The following is a 21756-nucleotide window of genomic DNA, read 5'->3' as shown; positions in this document are numbered from 1 at the left end:
ATGGTCCACGGCGCGGTGCCGTCGTTCAGGGCCCCCATTACGCTGAAGACGATGACCACGACCCCCGATCGCGTCTACCTCGACCACGCGGCCACCACCGCGATGTGGCCCGAGGCGGTCGAGGTCATGCACGCCGAGCTCCTGCGCACGGGCAATCCGTCGAGTCTGCACGAGGCCGGCCGTCGCGCCCGTCGCGTCGTGGAGGAATCGCGTGAGCTGATCGCCGAGCGACTCGGCGCCCGGCCCAGCGAGGTCGTGTTCTGCTCCGGCGGCACCGAGGCCAACAATCTGGCCATCAAAGGGCTGTACTGGTCGCGCCGGTCGGCCGACCCGCGCCGCGACCGGGTCGTCTTCAGCTCGATCGAGCACCACGCCCTGCTCGACCCCGTCACCTGGCTCGCCGCTCACGAAGGTGCCCGCATCGACGTCACGCCCGTGGACCGTCAGGGTCGGGTGCGCCTGGACTCGCTGCGCGAGTCGATCGAGGCGAACCCCGACGACGTCACCGCGATCACCACGATGTGGGCGAACAACGAGATGGGCACGATCCAGCCCGTCTCCGAGGTCGTCGAGATCGCGCGTCGCCACGGCATCCCGGTGCACTCCGACGCCGTGCAGGCCGCGGGCTACCTGCCGCTGGACTTCGGCGCGACCGGACTGGACGCGATGACCGTGACGGCCCACAAGCTGGGTGGTCCCGTCGGTGTCGGCGCCCTGGTGATCCGCCGCGAGGTCACGGCCACGCCGTTGCTCCACGGCGGGGGCCAGGAGCGCGACCTGCGCTCGGGCACGCTGGGCGCCGCCATGATCGCCGGCTTCGCGACGGCGCTCGACCTCACCGTCCAGACCCAGGTCGAGGCGTCGGCTCGGATCGAGGCGCTGCGTGCCCGCCTGGTCGACGGCATCACGCGGTCGATCCCGGACGCGGTCGTGAACGGCGACTCCGAGCCCGGTCCCCAGCACCGGCTGCCGAACATCGCCCACGTGACCTTCCCGGGCTGCGAGGGCGACGCCCTGCTCATGCTGCTGGACGCCCAGGGCGTCGAGGTCTCGACCGGCTCGGCCTGCCAGGCCGGTGTGCCGCAGCCCAGCCACGTGCTGCTCGCGATGGGGTTCGACGACGCCGCGGCCCGTGGCTCGCTGCGCTTCAGTCTCGGCCACACGTCCACCGAGGCCGACGTCGACCGCCTGCTCGAGGTCCTGCCCGCCGTCCACGAGCGGGCCCGGACGGCCGGACTCGTGCGGAGCCGGACCCGATGAGGCTCATCGCCGCGATGTCCGGCGGCGTCGACTCCGCCGTCGCCGCCGCGCGCGCCGTCGACGCCGGCCACGACGTCACCGGCGTCCACCTGGCGCTCAGCCGCAACCCGAAGTCGTACCGCACCGGCGCCCGCGGCTGCTGCTCGATCGAGGACGCCGGCGACGCGCGTCGCGCGGCCGACGCGATCGGCATCCCGTTCTTCGTGTGGGACATGAGCGACGAGTTCGCCGACGAGGTCGTCGACGACTTCATCGCCGAGTACGAGGCGGGCCGCACGCCCAACCCGTGCCTGCGTTGCAACGAGAAGATCAAGTTCGCCGCCGTGCTGGAGCGGGCCGTGGCGCTGGGCTTCGACGGCGTCGTCACCGGCCACTACGCCCGGCTCGTCACGTCCGACGGCCCCACCGGCGAGGTCGTCGAGCTGCACCGCGCGGTCGACCACGGCAAGGACCAGTCGTACGTGCTGGGCGTCCTGACCCAGGACCAGTTGCGCCGATCGGTCTTCCCGCTCGGCGACGACCCGAAGACCCTCGTGCGCGAGGAGGCGGCCCGGCGCGGGCTCCAGGTCGCGAACAAGCCCGACAGCCACGACATCTGCTTCATCGCCGACGGCGACAACGCCGGGTGGCTCGCCGACAAGCTCGGTCCGAAGCCCAGTGTGATCGTCGACGAGGCCGGCGAGCCCGTCGGCTCGCACGACGGCGCCTACGCCTTCACGATCGGCCAGCGCAAGGGCCTGCGGCTCGGCGTGCCCGCGCCCGACGGCAAGCCGCGCTTCGTCCTGGACATCGAGCCCGTCTCGGGCACCGTCACGGTGGGCCCGCGCGAGCACCTGGCGATCGACTCCATCGAGGGCATCAAGCCGCTGTGGTGCGCCGAGCCGCCGACCGAGACGCTCGAGTGCACCGTCCAGTTGCGCGCGCACGGCGACGAGCATCGCGCCACGGTCACGGTGGACGGTGACACGGTGCGGGTCCAGCTGCTCGACCCGGCGACGGGCATCGCTCCCGGTCAGGCCTGCGTGATCTACGACGGCACCCGGGTGGTCGGCTCGGCCACGATCGCGCGCACCAGTCGCTCCGTCGCCGCCTGACGGGAATCGGCGCCGCGTCCCGGTCGTTGAGGCTGACGTGTGGGACAGCATCGTCATCGGAGCCGGCCAGGCAGGCCTGTCGACGTCGTTCCACCTCAGGCGACTCGGGGTGTCGCACCTGGTGCTCGACGCGAACCCGCGTCCCGGTGGCGCCTGGCAGCACCGCTGGGACTCCCTGACGATGTCCGACGTGCACGGCGTCTCCGATCTGCCGGACGCGCCGGTGCCCCCGGCGAGAGGGCCCGAGCGAGCCAACGACTTCGTGCCCGGCTACTTCAGCGACTACGAGCGCCGGTATGAGTTGCCCGTCGAGCGCCCCGTCGTGGTGCAGTCGGTCCGCGACGAGGACGGCGCCCTGCGCGTCGAGGCGCAGGACGGCAGGACGTGGCACAGCCGCACCCTCGTGAACGCGACCGGAACATGGCGGCGTCCGTTCCTGCCGTCCTACCCGGGGCGCGACTCCTTCCGGGGCGAGCAGTTGCACACGGCCGGGTTCCCCGACCCCGAGCACTTCCGAGGCAAGCGGGTGCTGGTCGTGGGCGGCGGACTGTCCGCGGTGCAGTTCCTCGGGATGCTGCGGCCGATCACCGACACGGTGTGGGTGACGCGCCGTGAGCCGGTGTGGCGCACGGGTGAATTCAACGAGCAGGCCGGTCGCGAGGCCGTCGCCCAGGTCGAGGAGCGGGTCCGTCGGGGTCTGCCGCCGCGCAGTGTCGTCAGCGTCACCGGGTTGCTGCGGCGGCCCCAGGAGGAGGAGGCCGCGCGGCTCGGCGCCTACGAGCGGCGGCCGATGTTCGAGCGGATCGAGCCCGACGGCGTGCGTTGGGCCGACGGGACGTTCGAGCGCGTCGACGTGATCTTGTGGGCGACCGGGTTCCGACCCGATGTCGAGCACCTCGCGCCGCTGCGGCTGCGCTCGCCGCTCGGCGGGATCCAGCTCGGGGACACCGTCGCGACCTCCACGACCGCGGTGGCGGACCCTCGGGTCCAGCTGGTCGGGTACGGGCCGTCCGCCTCGACGATCGGGGCGAACCGGGCCGGCCGCGTCGCCGCGCGGGCGGTGGCCCGGCAGCTGCAGCCCGCACCGGCTCAGGCCAGCTGACGCTCCAGCACGAGATCGTCCTCGGTGCGACCGCCCACGACGAAGCGCCGTTCGCCGACCACCTCGAAGCCGTGCTTGGCGTAGAACCTCTGGGCGCGGGCGTTCCGGCCGTTGACGCCCAGCCACACGCTGGCCGCGCCGGCCGTGCGCGCGGCCTCGAGGACGGCCTCCATGAGTCGTGACGAGACGCCCGTGCCGTGGGCGTCCGGGTCGGCGTAGCACTTGCTGAGCTCGACGGTGGGACGGTGCCGCACGAGGGAGGCCAGGTGCTCGTCGTACGGCTCGCGCGAGAACGTGAGTGTGTAACCCGCCAGCGCGCCGTCGTCGTCGGCCACCAGGACCTGGGCCACCGGGTCGGCGAGATACTCCTCGAAGCGCGCGACCGTGAGGTGTTCGGCGATGAAGGCGTCCATGCTCTCCTGCGGCATGTCCGGCGGGCAGGCCAGGGGGAACGTGCGGGCCGCGAGATCGGCCAGGTCGGGCAGGTCGGCGGTCTTGGCGGGTCGGACGGTCACGCGACGATCCTCCCAGCAGCGTCGTGGGGGACAATCGAGGCATGCGTGCCACAGGGATCGGGTCGATGCCGGGCGAGGAGTTCGCACCGGTCGCCCGGTACGTCGCCGACACCTTCGGAGCCGACGGGATCGTGTTCGTGCCCGAGCTGCCCGGCCGCGGTGCGCCGTCGGGGATGCTCGGTCGCACGCTCGGCCTGGTGCCGCTGCCGATCGACCTCCAGCCCGCGGGCTGGCGCCTCGCTCCGGGCGAGGGTATGGACCAGCGCCGGGCCCGCTCGGCCCTGCGTCAGGACCTCGACGTCATGGAGGAGCTGCTGGCCGGCCAGGACGTCCGGGTCAAGCAGCAGATCGTCGGGCCGTTGAGCCTCGCCGCCACCGTCGAGCGTCCTCGGGGCGACAAGGTCGTGGCCGACCACGGCGCCCGCCGCGAGCTCTCCGAGGCCTTGGCCCAGGCCGTCGGCGACCACGTCGCCGAGCTGCGTCGTCGCTTCACCGGAGAGCTGATCGTGCAGGTCGACGAGCCTGCGATCAGCGCCGTCCTGTCCGGGTCCATCCCGACGGCCAGTGGCTTCGGTCGGCACCGTTCGATCGACGCTCCGGGCGCCGACGCTCTGCTGAAGCCGGTCGTCGAGGCGATCCGGGCCGCCGGCGCACAGCCGGTCGTGCACACCTGCGCTCCTGACGTGCCGATCGGCCTGCTGGCCGGCGTGGGCTTCGAGGCGATCGCCTTCGACGTGTCCCTCGCCAGCCCGTCCGACGACTGGTCCGAGGCGTTCGAGGCGGGCACCGACCTGTGGTTCGGCGGCGCCGACGCCCCGCGGGTCGAGGACTTCATGGGACGGCTCGGCTTCGCCGTCGAGTCGTTCGCGGGCCGCGGCGCCGTGACTCCCGCCTGCGGCCTCGCCGGTCACACCCCGCCGGAGTCGCGACGAGCCCTCGAGGCCGCGCTCTCCGCCGCCGCCTCCTTCGGCTGACTCCGGAGCAAATCTCGAGTGGGTGGGGAGTCAGTCCGCCTGGCGCAGCAGCCGCAGCGTCTCGCGCTCGATGGCGTGGCGCCGCTCCAGCGGGTCGACGGCGTCCTCGAACGACTGGCGGGGGATGACCGTGCCCGACTCGTACAGGCTGATGAGACGCGGATCGACGTACGAGCTGCGCACGACGGTCGGGGTGTTGCCCAGTGCGAGGGAGACCTCGGTCATGGCCGACCGCACGGCGCGGGCTCGGGACGCGTTCGTCTCCCCGGGCTCATCGGACAGCGCGAGCACCTCGGCGGCCAGCACCGTCCCGGCCCACGTGCGCAGGTCCTTGGCGCTGATCTCCAGGCCGGTCTGCTCACGCAGGTAGGTGTTGACGTCGGAGGAGTCCAGGGAATAGCGGGACCGGTTGGCGAGGTACTCCAGAAGCCGCGGTCCGCCGCCACGTCGGCGGCGCATGCGGTTGATCGCGTCGACGACGGGCTCGTCCTCCAGGACGACGTTGTGCTCGACCCCGGACTTGCCGACGAACGTGAACACCAGGGTGCTCCCCTTGGCGCGGACGTGCCGCCGCTCCAGGGTGGTCAGGCCGAAGCTGCCCTGGCGGGCGTACACGTCGTTGCCGACGCGGAACGAGCCGGAGTCGAGCATGCGGACGGCGACGGCCGCGGCGTGCTCACGCGAGCCGTCGTGCGCGGTGATGTGGTCACCGACCAGGGCGCGCAACTTGGGCAGCTCGGCGGCGATCTGGCTGATCCGGTCGAACTTCTCGAGGTTGCGCCGGTGCACCCAGTCCGGGTGGTAGAGGTACTGCGTCCGCCCGGCCTGGTCGACGCCGGTCGCCTGCAGGTGACCGTTCGGCCACGGGCTGATCCACACGTCCTGCCACGCCGGCGGGATGACGAGCGCCTCGATGCGCTCGCGGTCCTCACCGGTGATGACCGTGCCGTCCTCGTCGAGGTAGGTCCAGCCGCGTCCGGCCCGGCGGCGGGTCCACCCCCGCGTACGGGTCGTCACGCGGCGCAGTCTCATGTTCCGCACCTTAGGTCCGTCGGCGGCGGGGGCAACTCGACCGCACCGACCTTCGCCGGTGTCGGTGTCCGAGGGGCGCACTAGGCTCGTCGCCATGGCGGAATCGCGTGATGAGGCAGTGCCCGTGGAGGATCCCGGAGTCGAGGCGTCCCGTGCCGAGGCCGCCGAGCTGACCGAGCAGATCGAGCGCGCGCGCGACGCCTACTACGGCCAGGACACGTCCCTGGTCGACGACGCCACGTACGACGGCTGGATGCACCGTCTCGAGGAGCTCGAGCGCCTCCATCCCGAGTTGCAGGGCCAGGACTCGCCGACCATCAACGTGGGTGCGGCCGCCGGTGCCTCGGCGCTGCCGCCGATCGAGCACGCCGAGCGGATGCTCAGCCTCGACAACGTCTTCTCGCCCGACGAGCTGCGCGAGTGGTGCGCCAAGACGCAGCGCGCGGCCGGCCGGTCGGTGCGCTGGCTCACCGAGGCCAAGATCGACGGTCTCGCCATCAACCTGCGCTACGAGAACGGCGTCCTCACGTCGGCTGCCACCCGCGGTGACGGTCGCGTGGGCGAGGACGTCACCGTCAACGCGGTCCGGGTCGCGGGCATCCCCGAGAAGCTCGCGGGCGAGGGTCATCCGCCCCTGGTCGAGGTCCGGGGCGAGGTCTTCATCGGCATCGAGGAGTTCGAGCGACTCAACGCCTTCCAGGCCGCGCTGCGCGAGCGGGCCACCGCCGAGGCGATGGCCCGCGGCGTCAGCGAGGAGCGCGCCACCGCCAGCGCCGCGCGCAAGTTCCCGGCCTTCGCCAACCCGCGCAACGCCGCCAGCGGCGGACTGCGCCAGCAGCTCGACAAGAAGTCCGGGCTCGAGTTGGAGGCGGGGCAGGAGCGCATCGCCGTGCTGGCCCTCTACGTGCACGGCATCGGCGCATGGGAGCGCCCGCCGGTGTCGGCCCAGAGCGAGGTCTACGACCTGCTCCACCAGTGGGGCCTGCCCACCAGCCCGAACACGCGCGTCCTCGACAGCGTCGACGACGTCCTGGCGCGGGTCGAGGAGCTCGGCGGGCAGCGCCATTCCCTCCAGCACGAGATCGACGGACTCGTGGTCAAGGTCGACGAGCTCGCCCTGCACCCCGAGCTCGGCGAGACCAGCCGCGCCCCGCGCTGGGCGATCGCCTACAAGTACCCGCCCGAGGAGGTCCAGACGAAGCTGCTGGACATCGTCGTCTCGGTCGGCCGCACTGGCCGCGCCACGCCCTACGCCCGGATGGAGCCGGTCCGCGTCGCGGGCAGCGTCGTGCGCCAGGCCACTTTGCACAACCAGGACGTGGTCAAGGCCAAGGGCGTGCTGATCGGCGACACCGTCGTGCTGCGCAAGGCCGGCGACGTCATCCCCGAGGTGCTCGGTCCGGTCGTCGAGCGTCGCGACGGCAGCGAGCACGCCTTCGTCATGCCCGAGAAGTGCCCCGAGTGCGGCACGCCGCTGCGCCCGATGAAGGAGGGCGACAAGGACCTGCGCTGCCCGAACGCGCGCACGTGTCCCGCCCAGGTGCGCGGCCGGGTCGAGCACGTCGGCTCGCGCGGCGCGCTCGACATCGAGGCGCTCGGCGAGGTCACCGCGGCCGCGCTCACCCAGGGCAAGGGCGCTCCGCTCGATTCCGAGGCCGGACTGTTCTCCCTCACGCTCGATCAGCTCGTGCCGATCGAGGTCGAGGTGCGCGACGCCGAGACCGGCGAGCCGAAGCTCGACGACAAGACCGGCGAGCCCGTCGTCCGCACCCCGTTCCGGGTGAAGACCGGCGACCCGTCCAAGCAGGCCCAGGTGCTGCTCGACGAGCTCGAGAAGGCCAAGACCAAGGACTTCTGGCGTCAGCTGGTGTCGCTCAACATCCGCCACGTCGGCCCGGTCGCCGCGCGAGCGCTGGCGCAGTACTTCGGCTCGATCGAGGCGATCCGCGCTGCGTCGCGCGAGGAGTTGGCGGCGGTCGAGGGCGTCGGCGGGATCATCGCCGACTCGGTCATCGAGTGGTTCGAGGTCGACTGGCACCGCGAGATCGTCGACCAGTGGCAGGCCGCCGGGGTGCGCTTCGCGATCCCCGACCATCCCGGCCCGGGTGCGGCGTCGACCGCCGGGGGAGTGCTCGACGGCCTCACCGTCGTCGTCACCGGCGGCCTCGAGGACTTCACCCGCGACTCCGTCAAGGAGGCGATCATCGCCGCCGGAGGCAAGGCCTCGGGATCGGTCAGCAAGAAGACCGACTACGTCGTCGTGGGCGAGAACGCCGGCTCCAAGGCGGCGAAGGCCGAAGACCTCGGACTGACCATCCTCAACGAGGCACAGTTCAAGAAGCTGCTGGAGGGCGGCCCCGACGCGCTGTAGTCAGCGCCGCAGCAAGGACGCCGCGGAGTCCGCGATGGCGCGGGCGACCTTGGGGTCCTCGTAGGCCTCGCGATGGATCGTGTCGTCCGATCCTCCCGCGCACACGGCGTCACCCGTGATGCAGGCCGCCACGGTCCGGGTGCCCAAGTGACCCAGGTCGGGTCCTGGAGCGAGTCGGCCCTCGCCCGAGGGGATCCCGCCGGGAAACATCACGGGCATGAAGGGTTCTCGGGAATCGCGCAGCGGACTGCCGACGAGCACGAGCGCGTCCACGTGCCGAGCGAGCTCCGTATCGGCCAGCTCCTCTTGTGCGATCTGCGACCCCTGGCTGAATCCGAGGACGGTGATGAGAGCGTCCGGGCACGCGGCGACGATCGAGCGGATCTCGCTGCCCAATCGGGCCCGCCCGTCGGCGACGTCCTCGAGGTAGTCGTCCCAGCCGCCGAGTCGGCTCTGGTGCCGGATCGCCGTCGTCCGGACGGTGCCCAGGTCGGCGACGTCGTCCGCGAGCTCCTCCGAGACGAGCCGGACCTCGGTGCCCAGCCCGCCGTTCGCATCCAGCGACTGCCCCTGACCAAGCAGGCCGATGATCTGGACCGTGGGACAGTCCGACGGCTGCGCCCCGGGGGAGGGGTCGGATGCTCCGCCTGAGCAGCTCGCGAGCGCGATACACGCCAACGCGAGAGCAGTGACCTGGCGGAGCATGCGGCTCATCCTCACCCATTGCGACCGGCGCGGAGCGAGAATGCGGGCCCGACTAGGATGAAAACCATGTCGTCACCCGAGATCTCCCGCGATGACGTCGCCCATCTGGCGAGTCTTGCGCGGATCGATTTGTCCGAGTCCGAGCTCGATCGCCTCGGTGCCGAGCTGCCCGCGATCCTCGATTACGTCCAGGTCGTCCAGCAGGCCGCCGGCGACGATGTCCCTGCCATGAGCCACCCCGTGCCGGTCACCAACGTGTTCCGGCCCGACGAGGTGACACCGAGCCTGACGCCCGAAGCGGCGCTCGCCGGCGCTCCCGCCAGCGAGGAGCAGCGCTTCCTCGTGCCCAAGATCCTGGGAGAAGAATGACCGACATGCTCCGCTCCACCGCGGCTGACATCGCCGCGGCGCTCGCCGACGGCTCCGTGACCTCCGTCGAGGTCACCCAGCAGCACCTCGACCGCATCGGTGCGGTCGACGGCGAGATCCACGCCTACCTGCACGTCGACGCCGAGGGCGCCCTCGCGACGGCCGCCGACATCGACCGTCGCCGTGGGGAGGGTGAGTCGCTGCACGGCCTCGCCGGTGTGCCGATCGCCGTCAAGGACGTCCTGACCACCACGGGCCTGCCCACGACGTGCGGCTCGAAGATGCTCGAGGGCTGGATCCCGCCCTACGACTCCACCGTCGTGGCCAAGCTGAAGGCCGCGGGTCTGCCGATCCTGGGCAAGACGAACATGGACGAGTTCGCGATGGGCTCGTCCACCGAGCACTCCGCGTACGGCCCCACCCGCAACCCGTGGGACACCAACCGGATCCCCGGCGGCTCCGGCGGCGGCTCGGCTGCCGCGGTGGCCGCGTTCGAGGCCCCGCTGGCGATCGGCACCGACACCGGCGGCTCGATCCGTCAGCCCGGCGCCGTCACCGGCACGGTGGGCGTCAAGCCCACCTACGGCGGAGTCTCGCGCTACGGCCTCGTGGCGATGGCCAGCAGCCTCGACCAGGCCGGCCCCGTCACCCGCACGGTCCTCGACGCGGCACTGCTGCACGAGGTCATCGGCGGTCACGACCCCCGCGACTCCACCAGCCTGAACCTCCCCGTCCCGCCCGTCGTCGCGGCCGCCCGCCGTGCGGACGTGGCCGGACTGCGCGTCGGCGTCGTCAGCGAACTCGGTGGCGAGGGCTTCCAGCCGGGCGTCCGTCAGCGCTTCGAGGAGTCGATCGAGCTGCTGGCGAAGGCCGGCGCCGAGATCGTCGAGGTCTCGTGCCCCAGCTTCGTGCACGCCCTGGCCGCCTACTACCTGGTCATGCCGAGTGAGGTCAGCAGCAACCTGGCCAAGTTCGACGCCATGCGTTACGGCCTGCGGGTGATGCCCGAGGGCATCGCCGACCCCAGCGCGGAGCAGGTCATGGCCGCGTCCCGCGACGCGGGCTTCGGTGACGAGGTCAAGCGCCGCATCATCCTGGGCACCTACGCGCTGTCCAGCGGCTACTACGACGCCTACTACGGCTCGGCCCAGAAGGTCCGCACGCTCATCGCGCGCGACTTCGAGGCCGCGTTCGAGCAGGTCGACGTGCTCGCCTCGCCCACGTCCCCGGCCGTGGCCTGGCCGCTGGGCGAGAAGCTCGACGACCCGCTGGCGATGTACGCCCAGGACATCGCGACGATCCCGGCCAACCTCGCAGGCGTCCCCGGCATCTCGCTGCCGATCGGCCTGTCCGAGGGTCTGCCGGTGGGGATGCAGTTCCTGGCCCCCGCCATGGCCGACGACCGCCTGTACAACGCCGCCGCCGCCCTCGAGCGGTTCGTCGCCGAGCGCGACGGCCGTCCGTTCGCCGCGCAGGCTCCCGAGTTGGAGGTCGCCCGATGAGCGCCACTGCCACGAAGCTCGTCCCGTTCGAGGAAGCGCTGACCCGCTACCAGCCGGTGATGGGTCTGGAGATCCACGTCGAGCTCAACACGAACACGAAGATGTTCTGCGGCTGCCCGACCGAGTTCGGTGCCGAGCCGAACACGCAGATCTGCCCGGTGTGCCTGGGCCTCCCGGGTGCGCTGCCGGTGGTCAACGCGAAGGCTGTCGAGTCCGCGATCCGCATGGGTCTGGCGCTCAACTGCGAGATCGCCGAGTGGTGCCGCTTCGCGCGGAAGAACTACTTCTACCCGGACATGCCGAAGAACTTCCAGACGTCGCAGTACGACGAGCCGATCGCGTTCGACGGCTTCATCGACGTGGACGTCGACGGCGAGACGTACCGGATCCAGATCGAGCGCGCGCACATGGAGGAGGACACCGGCAAGTCGCTGCACGTCGGCGGCAGCACGGGTCGCATCCACGGTGCCGATCACTCGCTGCTGGACTACAACCGCGCCGGCATCCCGCTGATCGAGATCGTCACCCGCACGATCGAGGTCCCCGGCGACAAGGCGCCCGCGGTCGCGCGTGCGTTCGTCAACCAGATCCGCGACCTCATGGTGGCGCTGGGCGTCTCCGATGCCCGCATGGACCAGGGCTCGATGCGTGCCGACGTGAACCTCTCGCTCAAGCCGCTCGGCTCCGACCAGCTGGGCACGCGCACCGAGACCAAGAACGTCAACTCGTTCCGCTCGGTCGAGCGGGCCGTGCGGTACGAGATCGGCCGTCACGCGGCGATCCTCGACGCCGGCGGCTCGATCCTGCAGGAGACGCGTCACTTCCACGAGTCCGACGGCACCACGTCCGCCGGTCGTCCGAAGTCCGACGCCGACGACTACCGCTACTTCCCCGAGCCGGACCTGGCGCCCGTCGCGCCGGACCGCGCCTGGGTGGAGGAGCTGCGCGGCACGCTGCCCGAGCCGCCGGCCGAGCGCCGCAAGCGCCTGCAGGCCGAGTGGGGCTTCAGTGATCTGGACATGCGCGACACGGTCGGCGCGGGTGCGCTCGACCTCGTCGTCGAGACGATCGCCGCCGGCGCCACGCCTCAGTCCGCCAAGAAGTGGTGGCTCGGCGAGTTGGCCCGCACGGCCAACGAGCGGGGCACGGATCTGCAGGCGCTGGCGATCACGCCGGCCCAGGTGGCGCAGATCCAGGGCCTCATCGATGCCAAGCGGATCAACGACAAGCTGGCCCGTCAGGTCTTCGAGGGGGTGCTGGCCGGCGAGGGCGATCCCGAGGCGGTCGTCGTCGCCCGTGGCCTCGAGGTCGTGTCGGACGACGGGGCGCTCGGCGATGCCGTCGACCGCGCCATCGCCAACGACCCCGACGCCGCGCAGAAGATCCGCGACGGCAAGCAGGCTGCGGCCGGTGCGCTGATCGGTTTCGTGATGAAGGAGATGCGCGGGCAGGCCGACGCCGGCCGGGTGCGCGAGCTCATCATCGAGAAGCTGTCCTGAGCACGCTCAGGCGGTGATGCGGCGGGGGTCGATCATGTCGATCACCGTCACGATCGGCGGGCACGGCAGGTAGCGCTCGACGTAGCGCCGGGGCGGGTCGAGGTAGCGGTCGTCGAGGTGACCGTGTGACTTCATGTTGTGGTGCTTGCGGCACAGGCATCGGAGATTCGATGCCGACGTGTCGCCACCGGAGTCGTAGTCGATCGCGTGGTCCTGATCGGTCTCGTGGACGGGTGCCCGGCACCCGGCGACGCGGCAGGTGCCGTCCCGCCATCGCAGCGCCTGCCTGAGTGACTGCGGTGGCCGGTAGCTGAGGACCGTGGTGTCGAGCACCTGACCGATCGGGTCGAGGACGAGCCGACGCAGGACGGCGTGCTCGGACTGTGCCAGCTCGCGGACCCACTCGCTGCCGACCGGCTCGCCGTCGAGGGTGAGGCCAGGCCCGTCGGTGAGCCCGATGAGGTCGGTGGCGGCGATGCTGATGGCGATCTCGGCGCGGATGTCGGTGGCCGTGCCCTCGGAGCACGTGAGCCAGTGCGCGAGCAGATCGGCCATCTTCTGGTCGCGGGTGCGGCGGTCCTTCTCGTCGGTCTCGGGATCGATCGAGGGGAGTGCCTTGGCGGCCTTGCGCAGGCGGGCGCCGACGGCGATGGCCACCCCGGTGGGCAGCAAAGCGTTGAGCCAGCTGGTGCCGTCGTCGTTGTGGGTGATGGACACGCGCCGGTCCTCGACCGCCTTGACCGTCTCGGTTTTCGTCTCCTCAGGCTCGAGGCGGGCACGCAGGCGTCGCAGCCAGGACCGGAGTTCGCTGACGGTGTGGGTGGCGGCGTACTCGGGAGCAGAATGCTCGAGCATCGTCCACGCCGCACGGGTCTGGAGTCGCTCGGCACAGTCGGCGATCGCGGAGACGCGCGCCGCATCGAGGTCGCCCGCACGGAACGCCTCCCACACCGCTGGCGTGCGCTCGCGGAGCGTCCGGCTCTCGAAGACGATCGCCCAGATCGTGCGCTCGGTGACATGCAGGGCCTGAGCCAGCTCGAGCACGACCTCGCGCCTGGCGAGCTCCTTGGACAGCACGAGGTCGTCGGTGCGGTCGATCTCGGCCGTCTGTCGGTCGTGGTGACCGACGATGAGCGACCACTCCTCGAAGTCCGCGATCGCGCGTCGACGGCGCGCGGCGTCACACGCGACGGCGATGCGGTTCGGGCTCATGGGTCCAACGTAGTGGGCCCCACCGACAGAACTCCTCGACGTCGACGAACTGCCGAATTGGCCGTGTTCTGAGTCTTCCCTCAGTCAGGGGGTGCAGTCGTACCGTCGAAACAGGACCATCGCTGGAGGCGACCATGTCGATCAAAGAACTGCCACTCGTCCACGACTGCGCTGTCGCAGGGTGCTCGTACAACGCCGACCAGGAGTGTCACGCCGGGGCGATCAACATCACCGGCTCCGACGCCGGCTGCGGGACGTTCATCGACATCAGCGTCTCCGGTGGCCTGCCCACCGCGACCGCGTCGGTCGGCGCGTGCCACCGCTCGGACTGCACCCACAACGACGCGCTGGAGTGCCACGCCGACTCGATCCGCGTCGGCCCCGGCGCCGACGTGGCGGACTGCCTGACGTACCAAGTCGCCTGAGCCCTCCGGGAGGCGCGAGTCCGACGCGCATGTGAGGGTCGATGAATGACCACTCACGACGACCAGCTCGAGACCGTCACCAAGATCATGCGCGACGCTCGGATCGCCGTCCTGACCTACGTGTCCCGCGAGGGCGCGCTCGTGTCCACGCCCATGGGCGCGCAGGGCTTCGAGCATCCCGGCACGACGTGGTTCCTCACCGAGCAGAGCAGCGAGAAGGTGCAGGCACTCGAGGCGGACCCGCGGGTGAACGTGGCCTACTCCAGCGACGCGGGCTGGGTCTCGCTCAGCGGCACCGCGCACGTCGAGCAGAACCGCGGCAAAGTCGAGGACCTGTGGGACGCCTCGTCCGGCGCGTTCATGTCCGGCAGCCCCGAGGACCCCGGCAACATCGCCCTGCGCATCGACGGCACCACCGCCGAGTACTGGGAGTCCCCGGGCAAGGTCACCGCGGCCGTCCAGCTGGCGAAGGGCCTCGTCACCGACAAGCAGCCCGACCTGGGGGACAGCGGCACTGTTCAGCTTTGAGCGTGCCTCGTGACGTCCGTACGCTGGACGGGGTGACGACAACTCCCGTGACGGCACCACTCTCGAACCGCTTTGCCGCTGAGTTCCCGGAGTTGGCTGTGCCGTGGCGGGGCGAGGAGACACCGGACCCGAACGTGCTGGTGCTCAACGATCTGTTGGCCGCCGATCTCGGCCTGGACGCGGCCGCACTCCGGGCGCCCGACGGTGTCGGACTCCTCACCGGCACGTCGGTGCCGCCGGATGCCACGCCGGTCGCCCAGGCATACGCCGGTCACCAGTTCGGCGGCTACTCGCCGCGGCTGGGCGATGGCCGGGCACTGCTGATGGGCGAGCTGACCGACCGCGAGGGACGGCTCCGCGATCTTCACCTGAAGGGTTCCGGGCGTACGCCGTTCTCGCGCGGCGGCGACGGGCTGGCCGCCGTCGGGCCCATGCTGCGGGAGTACGTGATCAGTGAAGCGATGCATGCCCTCGGTGTGCCCACGACGCGCTCGCTGGCGGTCGTCGCCACCGGACGCGACGTGCGTCGCGAGACGATGCTGCCCGGAGCCGTGTTGGCGCGGGTGGCGGGCAGTCACCTCCGCGTGGGCACGTTCCAGTTCGCCGCTTCGACCGGCGACGTGGGGCTGCTGCGACGTCTCGCCGACCACGCGATCGAGCGCCATCACCCGACAGCCGCGTCTGCCGACAATCCGTACCGGGCGCTGTTCGAGGCCGTGGTCGAGGCGCAGGCCGACCTCGTGGCCCGGTGGATGCTCATCGGGTTCGTCCACGGCGTCATGAACACCGACAACATGACGATCTCCGGCGAGACGATCGATTACGGGCCGTGCGCGTTCATCGAGGCGTACGACCCCGGCGCGGTCTACAGCTCGATCGACGTCGGCGGCCGCTACGCCTACGGCAACCAGGCCGCGATCGCCCAGTGGAACCTCGCGCGGTTCGCGGAGACGCTCCTGCCCCTGATCGCGCAGGACCAGGACACCGCCGTCGAGCTCGCGATGGAGTCGCTCGGCAGGTTCGCCACGAGGTACACGGCCACGTATGCGGCGGGTCTGCAGGCGAAGCTCGGTCTTCCCGTGGGCCTGGAGGACGCAGTCGCGGTGAAGCTGGGGGAGGAGCTGCTCGATCTCCTGCACAGCAACCACGTCGACTGGACCAGCGGCTTCCGCGCGCTGGCCTCGGCAGCCCGCGGTGATGCCGAGCCCTTCCGGGGACTGTTCGTCGACTTGGCAGCGATCGACGAGTGGCTGCTGCGCTGGCAGGCGGTCGGACCCGACCCGGTCGCGATGGACCGCGCCAATCCCATCTACATCCCACGCAACCATCTGGTGGAGGAGGCGCTCGACGCCGCCACGGGCGGTGATCTCGGTCCGGTTCAGCAGCTGTTGCAGGTCATTCAGCGCCCGTTCGAGGAGCGTCCGGGGCTGGAGCGATACGCCAAACCAGCACCAGATGACTTTGGTCGCTACACCACTTACTGCGGCACCTGAGGGCTCGCGCAACTTCCGGCCCCTAATAGCGGCGGAATGACGCACAACTTGACTGGCCGGAGGGCGGCCGGATCCTGCTCTCGAGCACGGGAGAGCGGCCCACGCCGTGCCTGCCCGGGACGGCGTCATTGCACGTGGTGACCGCAGATCCGGACGTGGTGCTGGCCCGGGCGCTCGAGTTGGAGGCGAGGGTTGTGCGCGAGATCGTCGACCAGACCGACTATCAATCGCGTGACTTCACGGTGGCCGACCCTGACGGCAACCATTGGACCTTCGCAACGTTCGCGGGTTAAGCGGACCAGGCGGTTCCCTATCGACAACCTGACATCGGCGCGAGCCCGGCACGGCCCCCGAGCGCACGTGTCGCCCATCAAGCGGCGGATAGACGCGACAGCCGTGTGCGATGGCATGGCGGCCATCTTCTCCGGCACCATGAGGCATGGACTCATTCAGGCGCCGAGCCCGTCGTGAACGTGCCGAAGCCTCCGAGCGTGCGCAAGACGAGGTTCAGCGGGCCGTCCACGACATTGCGGGCCCGGTGCTGCATCGCTACGGATTCTGGTTCGGCACACAGGGTTGGAGCCCTTCAACGACCACCTCGGTCCTGTACGAGGCCGAGACCAGCGACCTCTACGAGCACGTGCCCGCGGACCTCCGACTTCCGAGCCGTTCCTACGAAGGTGTGCTCAGTGTCGAGCTCTGGATCAACGTCGACAGCAGCCTGGGAACGTGCGAACTGACCCTCAGCCACCTCCGCGACGGCCACTGGTCCCAGTTCACTCCCACCGCCGATCACTGGAACGCCGAAATCGCAGCAGCCGTCCACGACGTCATCCGCGAGTTCGACCATCTGCTACGCCAGCATCGTCCAGCTTCGTAGCCGCGTCGTCGAAATCGCGCCGGAATGCACGGCCGCTTGCGGAACGCTACGCGTTGGAATGACTCATTTCCGAGCTCGTGGGTATGAGTCCACCCATCATCTTCGCGAGTGGTCCGGGTCGGCGGTGTCGCTCGATAGGAGGGTTGAGGGCTCTGTCAATTAGGGACTGAACGTCTGCCGCTCGGTGAGATATAACATCGCGCTCATCTCGGCGAGGTTCACGGTTGGCACAACGCAAGCTGTCGTCATTCCGGCCTGGAATTGCTCGATGAGAGAGTCAGCGGGGAGCCCGGTTCCGCCATCGCCGTTGTTTCGAGCCCCGGTGAGCATGTCAGCCGCCGCGGCGAACTGTTGCGCGTCGGTCATCGCGCTGTTCCAGTCTTCGCACGTCGTCTCCGAATAAGACTTCGTCCACGTCTGGGTGTACTTGTCCGTTTCATCACTCGAGCTCCCGTCGCTCGAGGCGGTGCATCCCGCGAGCGAGATTGCACACGCAATCGTCACGAGGAGTGTGCGCATGCTCGAGTGTTTCATCAGGCGGGCGCCTAGATCGGTGGATTGAGGATCTCCTTGCGACAGATTCTGCTGCATTCTGGGCGATAGGACGCGGTCTGAATGGGGGCGAACTGCTACCCGTCAGCCATGCCCGTCCCCACGCCCTAGAGTCGAACCGTGGACAACGAGCGCACGGTCGACCTCGTCCTGGAGGGCGGGGGAGTCAAGGGCATCGCCCTGGTCGGAGCCGCTACAGCCCTCGTGGAGAACGGGTACTCGTTCGCCCGGATCGGTGGGTCGTCCGCCGGCGCGATGGTCGGCTCGATCATGGCGGCGATGCAGCACGCGAACGAGCCATTCAGCCGGGTCGACGAGATCATGCGCACGATCGACTACATGGCGTTCGTCGACCGGCGGCCCGCGGCGAAGTACCTGAAGTGGGCGCCGCGCGTGGCAGACCTGTGGGGGATGCTGTTCCACCTCGGTGCGCATCCCGGGCGGCACCTGGACCAGTGGTTGCGCGGCGTCCTGGCCGACCTCGGCGTGCGGACCTTCGGCGACCTGTACTTCGACGACCCCGGCAGCTCCCTGCCGCAGAACCAGTCGTTCCGCCTCGTCGTCACCGCCAGTGACCTGTCGCGCCAGCGGGCGATGTTCCTGCCGTGGGACCTCGAGGCTCACGACCGCGATCCGTTCGACTATCCCGTCGCCCGGGCGGTGCGCGCCTCGTCCGCGATCCCGTTCTTCTTCGAGCCGGTGAAGGTGAACTCGCAGTTCGGCAAGCTGACCCTCGTCGACGGATCCCTGCTCCGCACCTATCCCATCGACGTCTTCGACCGCACCGACGGCAAGCCCAGCCGCTGGCCCACGCTCGGCGTCCGGCTCAGCTCGCCCGCGGGGGAGCGGGCGAAGGCCAAGCCGGTCACCTCGCCCGTCGCGCTGCTGGAGAACCTCATCAAGACCACCGTGGACTCGACCCAAGTCCGTCACGTGAGCGATCCGGCGTCCATTGACCGCAGCATCTTCGCCAAGCCGAAGGGTGTGCGGTTCACCGACTTCGACCTGACGCCCGAGCAGCGCACGAGCCTGTTCGAGGCGGGGCACAAGGCGGCGACGAACTGGGTGGCCAAGCACCCCGCCGGCCCTCCGGCGTCGCAGCCGCTCGAATCTCTGTGAAGGCATCATCTTCATTTCCTCGAAGTAAAGGTATATGCTTCATTTCATGGAAATGAAGGCAGGACCTTCAGAGTGCGTCGCCCTCATCGGCGACCTGGTGGCCTCGCGCAGCGCGCCCTCGCGGCGTGCGGCCCAGGAGGCGCTGATCCAGGCGCTGGCTGCCGCGCATGAGCTCGTCCCCTCGATCCAGGCCCCCGCGCCCACCATCGGCGACGAGTTCCAGTCGACCCACGAGACCCTGGAGCAGGCGCTGCTGGCGGCCTTGGTCGTGCGGCTTGCGCTGCCTGAGGGGATGGACGCGCGGGTCGGCATCGGCGCCGGGACCGTCGAAGTCGTCGGTCGCTCCGAGTACGGTCTCACCCAAGATGGTCCGGCTTGGTGGAACGCGCGCGACGCGATCGGCCAGGTCGAGCAGCGCGCCGGCCGACAGTCCGGACTGCGGACCTGGGTGCATGAAGGGGGAACGGTGAACGCCTATCTGATGGTTCGCGACCACGTGGTCAGCGGCTTCGACGGACGCCAGCGCCGGCTGGCGCTCGGGCTCATCCAGGGACGCACGCAGCGTCAACTCGCCGAGAGCGAGGGCATCTCGCCCTCTGCCGTCTCCCAGTCCCTGCGCCGCAGCGGAGCCCTGGCGGTCGTCGACGGTCTCGAGCTGGTGCGCTGATGGCCCTGCTCGCCCTTGTCCTGCTGGCCATCTGCCTGGCCCAGTACCTGCGTCAGATCGGTCCCGCCTGGGTGATCGCCGTCCAGGGTGTCCTGATGATCGCGATCGTCGTGTTGACCGCCCACGGGCTCGGCTACGGCCCCGGCGCGGGCTGGCTGCCGGTCATCGTCGGCTTCTGGTGGGCCAGTGCCCGCGCCCTGCCGTCGTGGCGGCTGCCGGGGATGATCGCCTCCGGCGTCGCCGGCCTGCTGGCGCTGGTGGCCTCGCCGCTCATCGATCGCGACACGCCCCCGCTGCTCGACTGGTTCGAGGACCTCGGCGTTCCCGGCCTGATGAACGTCGGCCTCGACGAGTTCGTGCTGGCCGTCGTCATCGCGGTGGCGCTGATCGGTCCGGCCAACGCCGTCGTGCGCGAGGTCCTCGATCGCGTCGGACGCGGCCTGCTGGGCGAGGAGCGCCGGCTCAAGGGCGGTCGCGTCATCGGCCCGCTCGAGCGCGTCATGGTGTTCGCCTTCGCGGTCGGCGGCAACTACGGGGGAGTGGCGGCGATCCTCGCGGCCAAGGGCATCCTGCGATTCCCCGAGATCTCCAGGGACGAGGGCGACGGCTCGCGAGCCGAGTACGTCCTGGTCGGCAGCTTCGTCAGCTGGTTCCTCGCGCTGGCGCTCGTGCCGCTGTTCTGACCTCGCGACGGTCCCGCGCCAGACGGTCGTACGATTCCCCTATGGCCGAGACCCCTGACACCCCCGAGATCGACATCAAGCCGCGGAGCCGCGACGTCACCGACGGTTTGGAGAAGACCGCCGCGCGCGGCATGCTCCGCGCGGTCGGCATGGGGGACGACGACTGGGTGAAGCCCCAGATCGGCGTGGCCTCCAGCTGGAACGAGATCACCCCCTGCAACCTGTCCCTCGACCGCCTCGCGAAGGCCGTCAAGGAGGGCGTGCACGCCGGTGGCGGCTACCCGCTGGAGTTCGGCACGATCAGCGTCTCCGACGGCATCTCCATGGGCCACGAGGGCATGCACTTCTCCCTCGTCAGCCGTGAGGTCATCGCCGACTCGGTCGAGGTCGTCATGTCGGCCGAGCGCCTCGACGGCTCGGTCCTGCTGGCCGGCTGCGACAAGTCCCTGCCCGGCATGCTCATGGCTGCCGCGCGCCTCGACCTGTCCAGCGTCTTCCTCTACGCCGGCTCGACCCTGCCGGGCAGCGTCGACGGCAAGGACGTCACGATCATCGACGCCTTCGAGGCCGTCGGCGCCTGCATGAAGGGCCTCATCTCCCGCGAGCAGGTCGACAAGATCGAGCGCGCGATCTGCCCCGGCGAGGGTGCCTGTGGCGGCATGTACACCGCCAACACGATGGCCTCGGCCGCCGAGGCGCTCGGCATGAGCCTTCCCGGCTCGGCCGCGCCGCCGGCCCCCGACCGTCGCCGCGACGACTACGCCAAGAAGTCCGGCGAGGCCGTCGTCGAATTGCTGCGCAAGGGCATCACGGCCCGCGACATCATGACGCTCGAGGCGTTCGAGAACGCCATCACCGTCGTCATGGCGCTCGGCGGCTCGACCAACGCCGTCCTGCACCTGCTGGCCATCGCCCGCGAGGCCGGCGTCCCGCTGACGCTCGACGACTTCAGCCGCGTCGGCGACAAGGTCCCGCACCTGGGCGACCTCAAGCCGTTCGGCCGCTACGTCATGAACGACGTCGACAAGGTCGGCGGCATCCCGGTGATCATGAAGGCGCTGCTCGACGCGGGCCTCATGCACGGCGACGTCATGACCGTCACCGGCAAGACGATGGCCGAGAACCTCGCGCACATCGACCTGGGCCTGGACGGCGACGTCATCCGCCCGCTCGACAAGCCGATCCACAAGACCGGCGGCCTGACGATCCTGCACGGCTCGCTGGCTCCCGAGGGTGCGGTCGTCAAGAGCGCCGGCTTCGACGAGTCGGTCTTCCGCGGCACCGCCCGCGTGTTCGACGGTGAGCGTGCGGCGATGGACGCGCTGGAGGACGGCACCGTCGTCGCCGGCGACGTCGTCGTCATCCGCTACGAGGGCCCCAAGGGCGGCCCCGGCATGCGCGAGATGCTCGCCATCACCGGCGCCATCAAGGGCGCGGGCCTCGGCAAGGACGTCCTGCTGCTCACCGACGGCCGCTTCTCCGGCGGCACGACAGGCCTGTGTGTCGGTCACGTCGCCCCCGAGGCCGTCGACGGCGGCCCGATCGCGTTCGTCCGCGACGGCGACCCAATCACGCTCGACGTGGCGAACAAGACGCTCGACGTCGAGATCGACGAGGCCGAGCTCGAGCAGCGCAAGGTCGGCTGGGAGCCGAACCCGCCGAAGTACACCTCCGGCGTGCTGGCCAAGTACCGCAAGCTGGTCAGCTCGGCCGCGCACGGCGCCGTCACCGGCTGACCCCAGCACGAAAGAACGCCGCCCCGGTGATCCACCGG

The 21756-nt window shown here is 70.4% G+C and carries 22 protein-coding genes; 17 read left to right on the top strand and 5 right to left on the bottom strand.

What is annotated here, in order from left to right:
• Window positions 1-51: 51 nt before the first annotated feature.
• Genes H9L21_RS10090 through H9L21_RS10080 form a run of 3 tightly spaced genes read left to right on the top strand, consistent with a single transcriptional unit; the run spans window position 52 to window position 3456 of the window.
• A complete protein-coding gene (locus tag H9L21_RS10090; protein WP_154597008.1) occupies window positions 52-1260 on the top strand; it encodes a cysteine desulfurase family protein in 1209 nt (402 codons plus the stop codon).
• A complete protein-coding gene (gene mnmA, locus H9L21_RS10085; RefSeq protein ID WP_154597009.1) occupies window positions 1257-2354 on the top strand; it encodes a tRNA 2-thiouridine(34) synthase MnmA in 1098 nt (365 codons plus the stop codon). Before H9L21_RS10090 ends, mnmA begins: the two co-directional genes overlap by 4 nt.
• A gap of 37 nt (window positions 2355-2391) precedes the next feature.
• On the top strand, window positions 2392-3456 hold the full coding sequence (locus H9L21_RS10080; RefSeq protein ID WP_255467032.1) for an NAD(P)-binding domain-containing protein: 1065 nt from the start codon (window positions 2392-2394) through the stop codon (window positions 3454-3456).
• On the opposite strand, the gene H9L21_RS10075 is transcribed toward H9L21_RS10080, so the two are convergent.
• Entirely contained in the window at window positions 3444-3971 is a 528-nt protein-coding gene (locus tag H9L21_RS10075) for a GNAT family N-acetyltransferase (protein WP_187411428.1), read from the bottom strand. The genes H9L21_RS10080 and H9L21_RS10075 overlap by 13 nt on opposite strands.
• Window positions 3972-4012: 41 nt before the next feature.
• Between H9L21_RS10075 and H9L21_RS10070 the strand changes: the two genes are divergently transcribed.
• Entirely contained in the window at window positions 4013-4945 is a 933-nt protein-coding gene (locus tag H9L21_RS10070; protein ID WP_154597010.1) for a uroporphyrinogen decarboxylase/cobalamine-independent methonine synthase family protein, read from the top strand.
• 30 nt (window positions 4946-4975) lie between these two features.
• Here H9L21_RS10070 and H9L21_RS10065 read toward each other — a convergent pair whose 3' ends face one another.
• The gene (locus tag H9L21_RS10065; protein ID WP_154597011.1) at window positions 4976-5977 is read right to left on the bottom strand and encodes a DNA topoisomerase IB; all 1002 of its coding nucleotides are present in this window, start codon (window positions 5975-5977) and stop codon (window positions 4976-4978) included.
• A gap of 94 nt (window positions 5978-6071) precedes the next feature.
• Between H9L21_RS10065 and ligA the strand changes: the two genes are divergently transcribed.
• Window positions 6072-8348, top strand: coding sequence for an NAD-dependent DNA ligase LigA (gene ligA / locus H9L21_RS10060; RefSeq protein WP_154597012.1), 2277 nt, complete (start codon window positions 6072-6074; stop codon window positions 8346-8348).
• On the opposite strand, the gene H9L21_RS10055 is transcribed toward ligA, so the two are convergent.
• Window positions 8349-9053, bottom strand: a complete 705-nt coding sequence (locus H9L21_RS10055; protein ID WP_187411427.1) for a cutinase family protein — start codon at window positions 9051-9053, stop codon at window positions 8349-8351.
• A 66-nt stretch (window positions 9054-9119) separates the two neighbouring features.
• Here H9L21_RS10055 and gatC point away from each other — a divergent pair, with 66 nt between their 5' ends.
• Genes gatC through gatB form a run of 3 tightly spaced genes read left to right on the top strand, consistent with a single transcriptional unit; the run spans window position 9120 to window position 12423 of the window.
• A complete protein-coding gene (gatC, locus tag H9L21_RS10050; RefSeq protein WP_146828496.1) occupies window positions 9120-9422 on the top strand; it encodes an Asp-tRNA(Asn)/Glu-tRNA(Gln) amidotransferase subunit GatC in 303 nt (100 codons plus the stop codon).
• Complete coding sequence (gene gatA, locus H9L21_RS10045) at window positions 9419-10924, top strand: Asp-tRNA(Asn)/Glu-tRNA(Gln) amidotransferase subunit GatA (RefSeq protein WP_154597014.1); 1506 nt, start codon at window positions 9419-9421, stop codon at window positions 10922-10924. Before gatC ends, gatA begins: the two co-directional genes overlap by 4 nt.
• Window positions 10921-12423, top strand: coding sequence for an Asp-tRNA(Asn)/Glu-tRNA(Gln) amidotransferase subunit GatB (gene gatB, locus H9L21_RS10040; RefSeq protein WP_154597015.1), 1503 nt, complete (start codon window positions 10921-10923; stop codon window positions 12421-12423). Before gatA ends, gatB begins: the two co-directional genes overlap by 4 nt.
• A 6-nt stretch (window positions 12424-12429) precedes the next feature.
• Here the strand turns inward: gatB and H9L21_RS10035 are convergent, their stop codons facing one another.
• Window positions 12430-13635, bottom strand: a complete 1206-nt coding sequence (locus tag H9L21_RS10035) for an HNH endonuclease signature motif containing protein (protein ID WP_154597016.1) — start codon at window positions 13633-13635, stop codon at window positions 12430-12432.
• A 134-nt stretch (window positions 13636-13769) separates the two neighbouring features.
• Here H9L21_RS10035 and H9L21_RS10030 point away from each other — a divergent pair, with 134 nt between their 5' ends.
• The 5 genes from H9L21_RS10030 (at window position 13770) to H9L21_RS10015 (ending at window position 16961) form a co-directional block, all read left to right on the top strand.
• Window positions 13770-14060 (top strand): DUF1540 domain-containing protein, encoded by a 291-nt coding sequence (locus H9L21_RS10030; protein WP_154597017.1) that lies wholly within the window; start codon window positions 13770-13772, stop codon window positions 14058-14060.
• A gap of 45 nt (window positions 14061-14105) precedes the next feature.
• Complete coding sequence (locus H9L21_RS15360) at window positions 14106-14588, top strand: pyridoxamine 5'-phosphate oxidase family protein (RefSeq protein ID WP_222865762.1); 483 nt, start codon at window positions 14106-14108, stop codon at window positions 14586-14588.
• A 32-nt stretch (window positions 14589-14620) separates the two neighbouring features.
• Window positions 14621-16081, top strand: coding sequence for a protein adenylyltransferase SelO (locus tag H9L21_RS10025; protein WP_222865761.1), 1461 nt, complete (start codon window positions 14621-14623; stop codon window positions 16079-16081).
• A gap of 134 nt (window positions 16082-16215) precedes the next feature.
• Window positions 16216-16374: a VOC family protein gene (locus H9L21_RS10020; RefSeq protein ID WP_154597019.1), complete on the top strand. Its 159-nt coding sequence runs from the start codon at window positions 16216-16218 to the stop codon at window positions 16372-16374.
• A gap of 146 nt (window positions 16375-16520) precedes the next feature.
• Window positions 16521-16961 carry a hypothetical protein gene (locus tag H9L21_RS10015; protein ID WP_154597020.1) on the top strand — a complete coding sequence of 147 codons (441 nt, stop codon included), beginning with the start codon at window positions 16521-16523 and terminating at the stop codon, window positions 16959-16961.
• Window positions 16962-17120: 159 nt separating this feature from the next.
• Here H9L21_RS10015 and H9L21_RS10010 read toward each other — a convergent pair whose 3' ends face one another.
• Window positions 17121-17480 (bottom strand): hypothetical protein, encoded by a 360-nt coding sequence (locus H9L21_RS10010; RefSeq protein WP_154597021.1) that lies wholly within the window; start codon window positions 17478-17480, stop codon window positions 17121-17123.
• A 153-nt stretch (window positions 17481-17633) separates the two neighbouring features.
• Here H9L21_RS10010 and H9L21_RS10005 point away from each other — a divergent pair, with 153 nt between their 5' ends.
• Genes H9L21_RS10005 through ilvD form a run of 4 tightly spaced genes read left to right on the top strand, consistent with a single transcriptional unit; the run spans window position 17634 to window position 21718 of the window.
• Window positions 17634-18632, top strand: a complete 999-nt coding sequence (locus H9L21_RS10005) for a patatin-like phospholipase family protein (RefSeq protein WP_154597022.1) — start codon at window positions 17634-17636, stop codon at window positions 18630-18632.
• A 46-nt stretch (window positions 18633-18678) separates the two neighbouring features.
• The gene (locus tag H9L21_RS10000) at window positions 18679-19299 is read left to right on the top strand and encodes a SatD family protein (RefSeq protein WP_187411425.1); all 621 of its coding nucleotides are present in this window, start codon (window positions 18679-18681) and stop codon (window positions 19297-19299) included.
• On the top strand, window positions 19299-19982 hold the full coding sequence (locus H9L21_RS09995) for a hypothetical protein (RefSeq protein WP_154597024.1): 684 nt from the start codon (window positions 19299-19301) through the stop codon (window positions 19980-19982). Before H9L21_RS10000 ends, H9L21_RS09995 begins: the two co-directional genes overlap by 1 nt.
• A gap of 41 nt (window positions 19983-20023) precedes the next feature.
• Window positions 20024-21718, top strand: a complete 1695-nt coding sequence (gene ilvD / locus H9L21_RS09990; RefSeq protein WP_154597025.1) for a dihydroxy-acid dehydratase — start codon at window positions 20024-20026, stop codon at window positions 21716-21718.
• The last annotated feature ends 38 nt before the right edge of the window (window positions 21719-21756 follow it).

Origin of the sequence: Aeromicrobium senzhongii, from assembly GCF_014334735.1 — a bacterium.
Taxonomy (GTDB): domain Bacteria; phylum Actinomycetota; class Actinomycetes; order Propionibacteriales; family Nocardioidaceae; genus Aeromicrobium; species Aeromicrobium senzhongii.
The sequence above is the reverse complement of the archived record's forward strand: the minus strand, read 5'-3'. Positions and strand labels throughout refer to the sequence as shown.

What these genes read in the sequence shown, in the direction of transcription:
- H9L21_RS10090 (WP_154597008.1), top strand. Translation starts at nt 52, where the DNA reads ATGACCACGACCCCCGATCGCGTCTACCTCGACCACGCGGCCACCACC.
- mnmA (WP_154597009.1), top strand. Translation starts at nt 1,257, where the DNA reads ATGAGGCTCATCGCCGCGATGTCCGGCGGCGTCGACTCCGCCGTCGCC.
- H9L21_RS10070 (WP_154597010.1), top strand. Translation starts at nt 4,013, where the DNA reads ATGCGTGCCACAGGGATCGGGTCGATGCCGGGCGAGGAGTTCGCACCG.
- H9L21_RS10065 (WP_154597011.1), bottom strand. Translation starts at nt 5,977, where the DNA reads ATGAGACTGCGCCGCGTGACGACCCGTACGCGGGGGTGGACCCGCCGC.
- ligA (WP_154597012.1), top strand. Translation starts at nt 6,072, where the DNA reads ATGGCGGAATCGCGTGATGAGGCAGTGCCCGTGGAGGATCCCGGAGTC.
- H9L21_RS10055 (WP_187411427.1), bottom strand. Translation starts at nt 9,053, where the DNA reads ATGCTCCGCCAGGTCACTGCTCTCGCGTTGGCGTGTATCGCGCTCGCG.
- gatC (WP_146828496.1), top strand. Translation starts at nt 9,120, where the DNA reads ATGTCGTCACCCGAGATCTCCCGCGATGACGTCGCCCATCTGGCGAGT.
- gatA (WP_154597014.1), top strand. Translation starts at nt 9,419, where the DNA reads ATGACCGACATGCTCCGCTCCACCGCGGCTGACATCGCCGCGGCGCTC.
- gatB (WP_154597015.1), top strand. Translation starts at nt 10,921, where the DNA reads ATGAGCGCCACTGCCACGAAGCTCGTCCCGTTCGAGGAAGCGCTGACC.
- H9L21_RS10035 (WP_154597016.1), bottom strand. Translation starts at nt 13,635, where the DNA reads ATGAGCCCGAACCGCATCGCCGTCGCGTGTGACGCCGCGCGCCGTCGA.
- H9L21_RS10030 (WP_154597017.1), top strand. Translation starts at nt 13,770, where the DNA reads ATGTCGATCAAAGAACTGCCACTCGTCCACGACTGCGCTGTCGCAGGG.
- H9L21_RS15360 (WP_222865762.1), top strand. Translation starts at nt 14,106, where the DNA reads ATGACCACTCACGACGACCAGCTCGAGACCGTCACCAAGATCATGCGC.
- H9L21_RS10015 (WP_154597020.1), top strand. Translation starts at nt 16,521, where the DNA reads ATGGACTCATTCAGGCGCCGAGCCCGTCGTGAACGTGCCGAAGCCTCC.
- H9L21_RS10010 (WP_154597021.1), bottom strand. Translation starts at nt 17,480, where the DNA reads ATGCGCACACTCCTCGTGACGATTGCGTGTGCAATCTCGCTCGCGGGA.
- H9L21_RS10000 (WP_187411425.1), top strand. Translation starts at nt 18,679, where the DNA reads ATGGAAATGAAGGCAGGACCTTCAGAGTGCGTCGCCCTCATCGGCGAC.
- H9L21_RS09995 (WP_154597024.1), top strand. Translation starts at nt 19,299, where the DNA reads ATGGCCCTGCTCGCCCTTGTCCTGCTGGCCATCTGCCTGGCCCAGTAC.
- ilvD (WP_154597025.1), top strand. Translation starts at nt 20,024, where the DNA reads ATGGCCGAGACCCCTGACACCCCCGAGATCGACATCAAGCCGCGGAGC.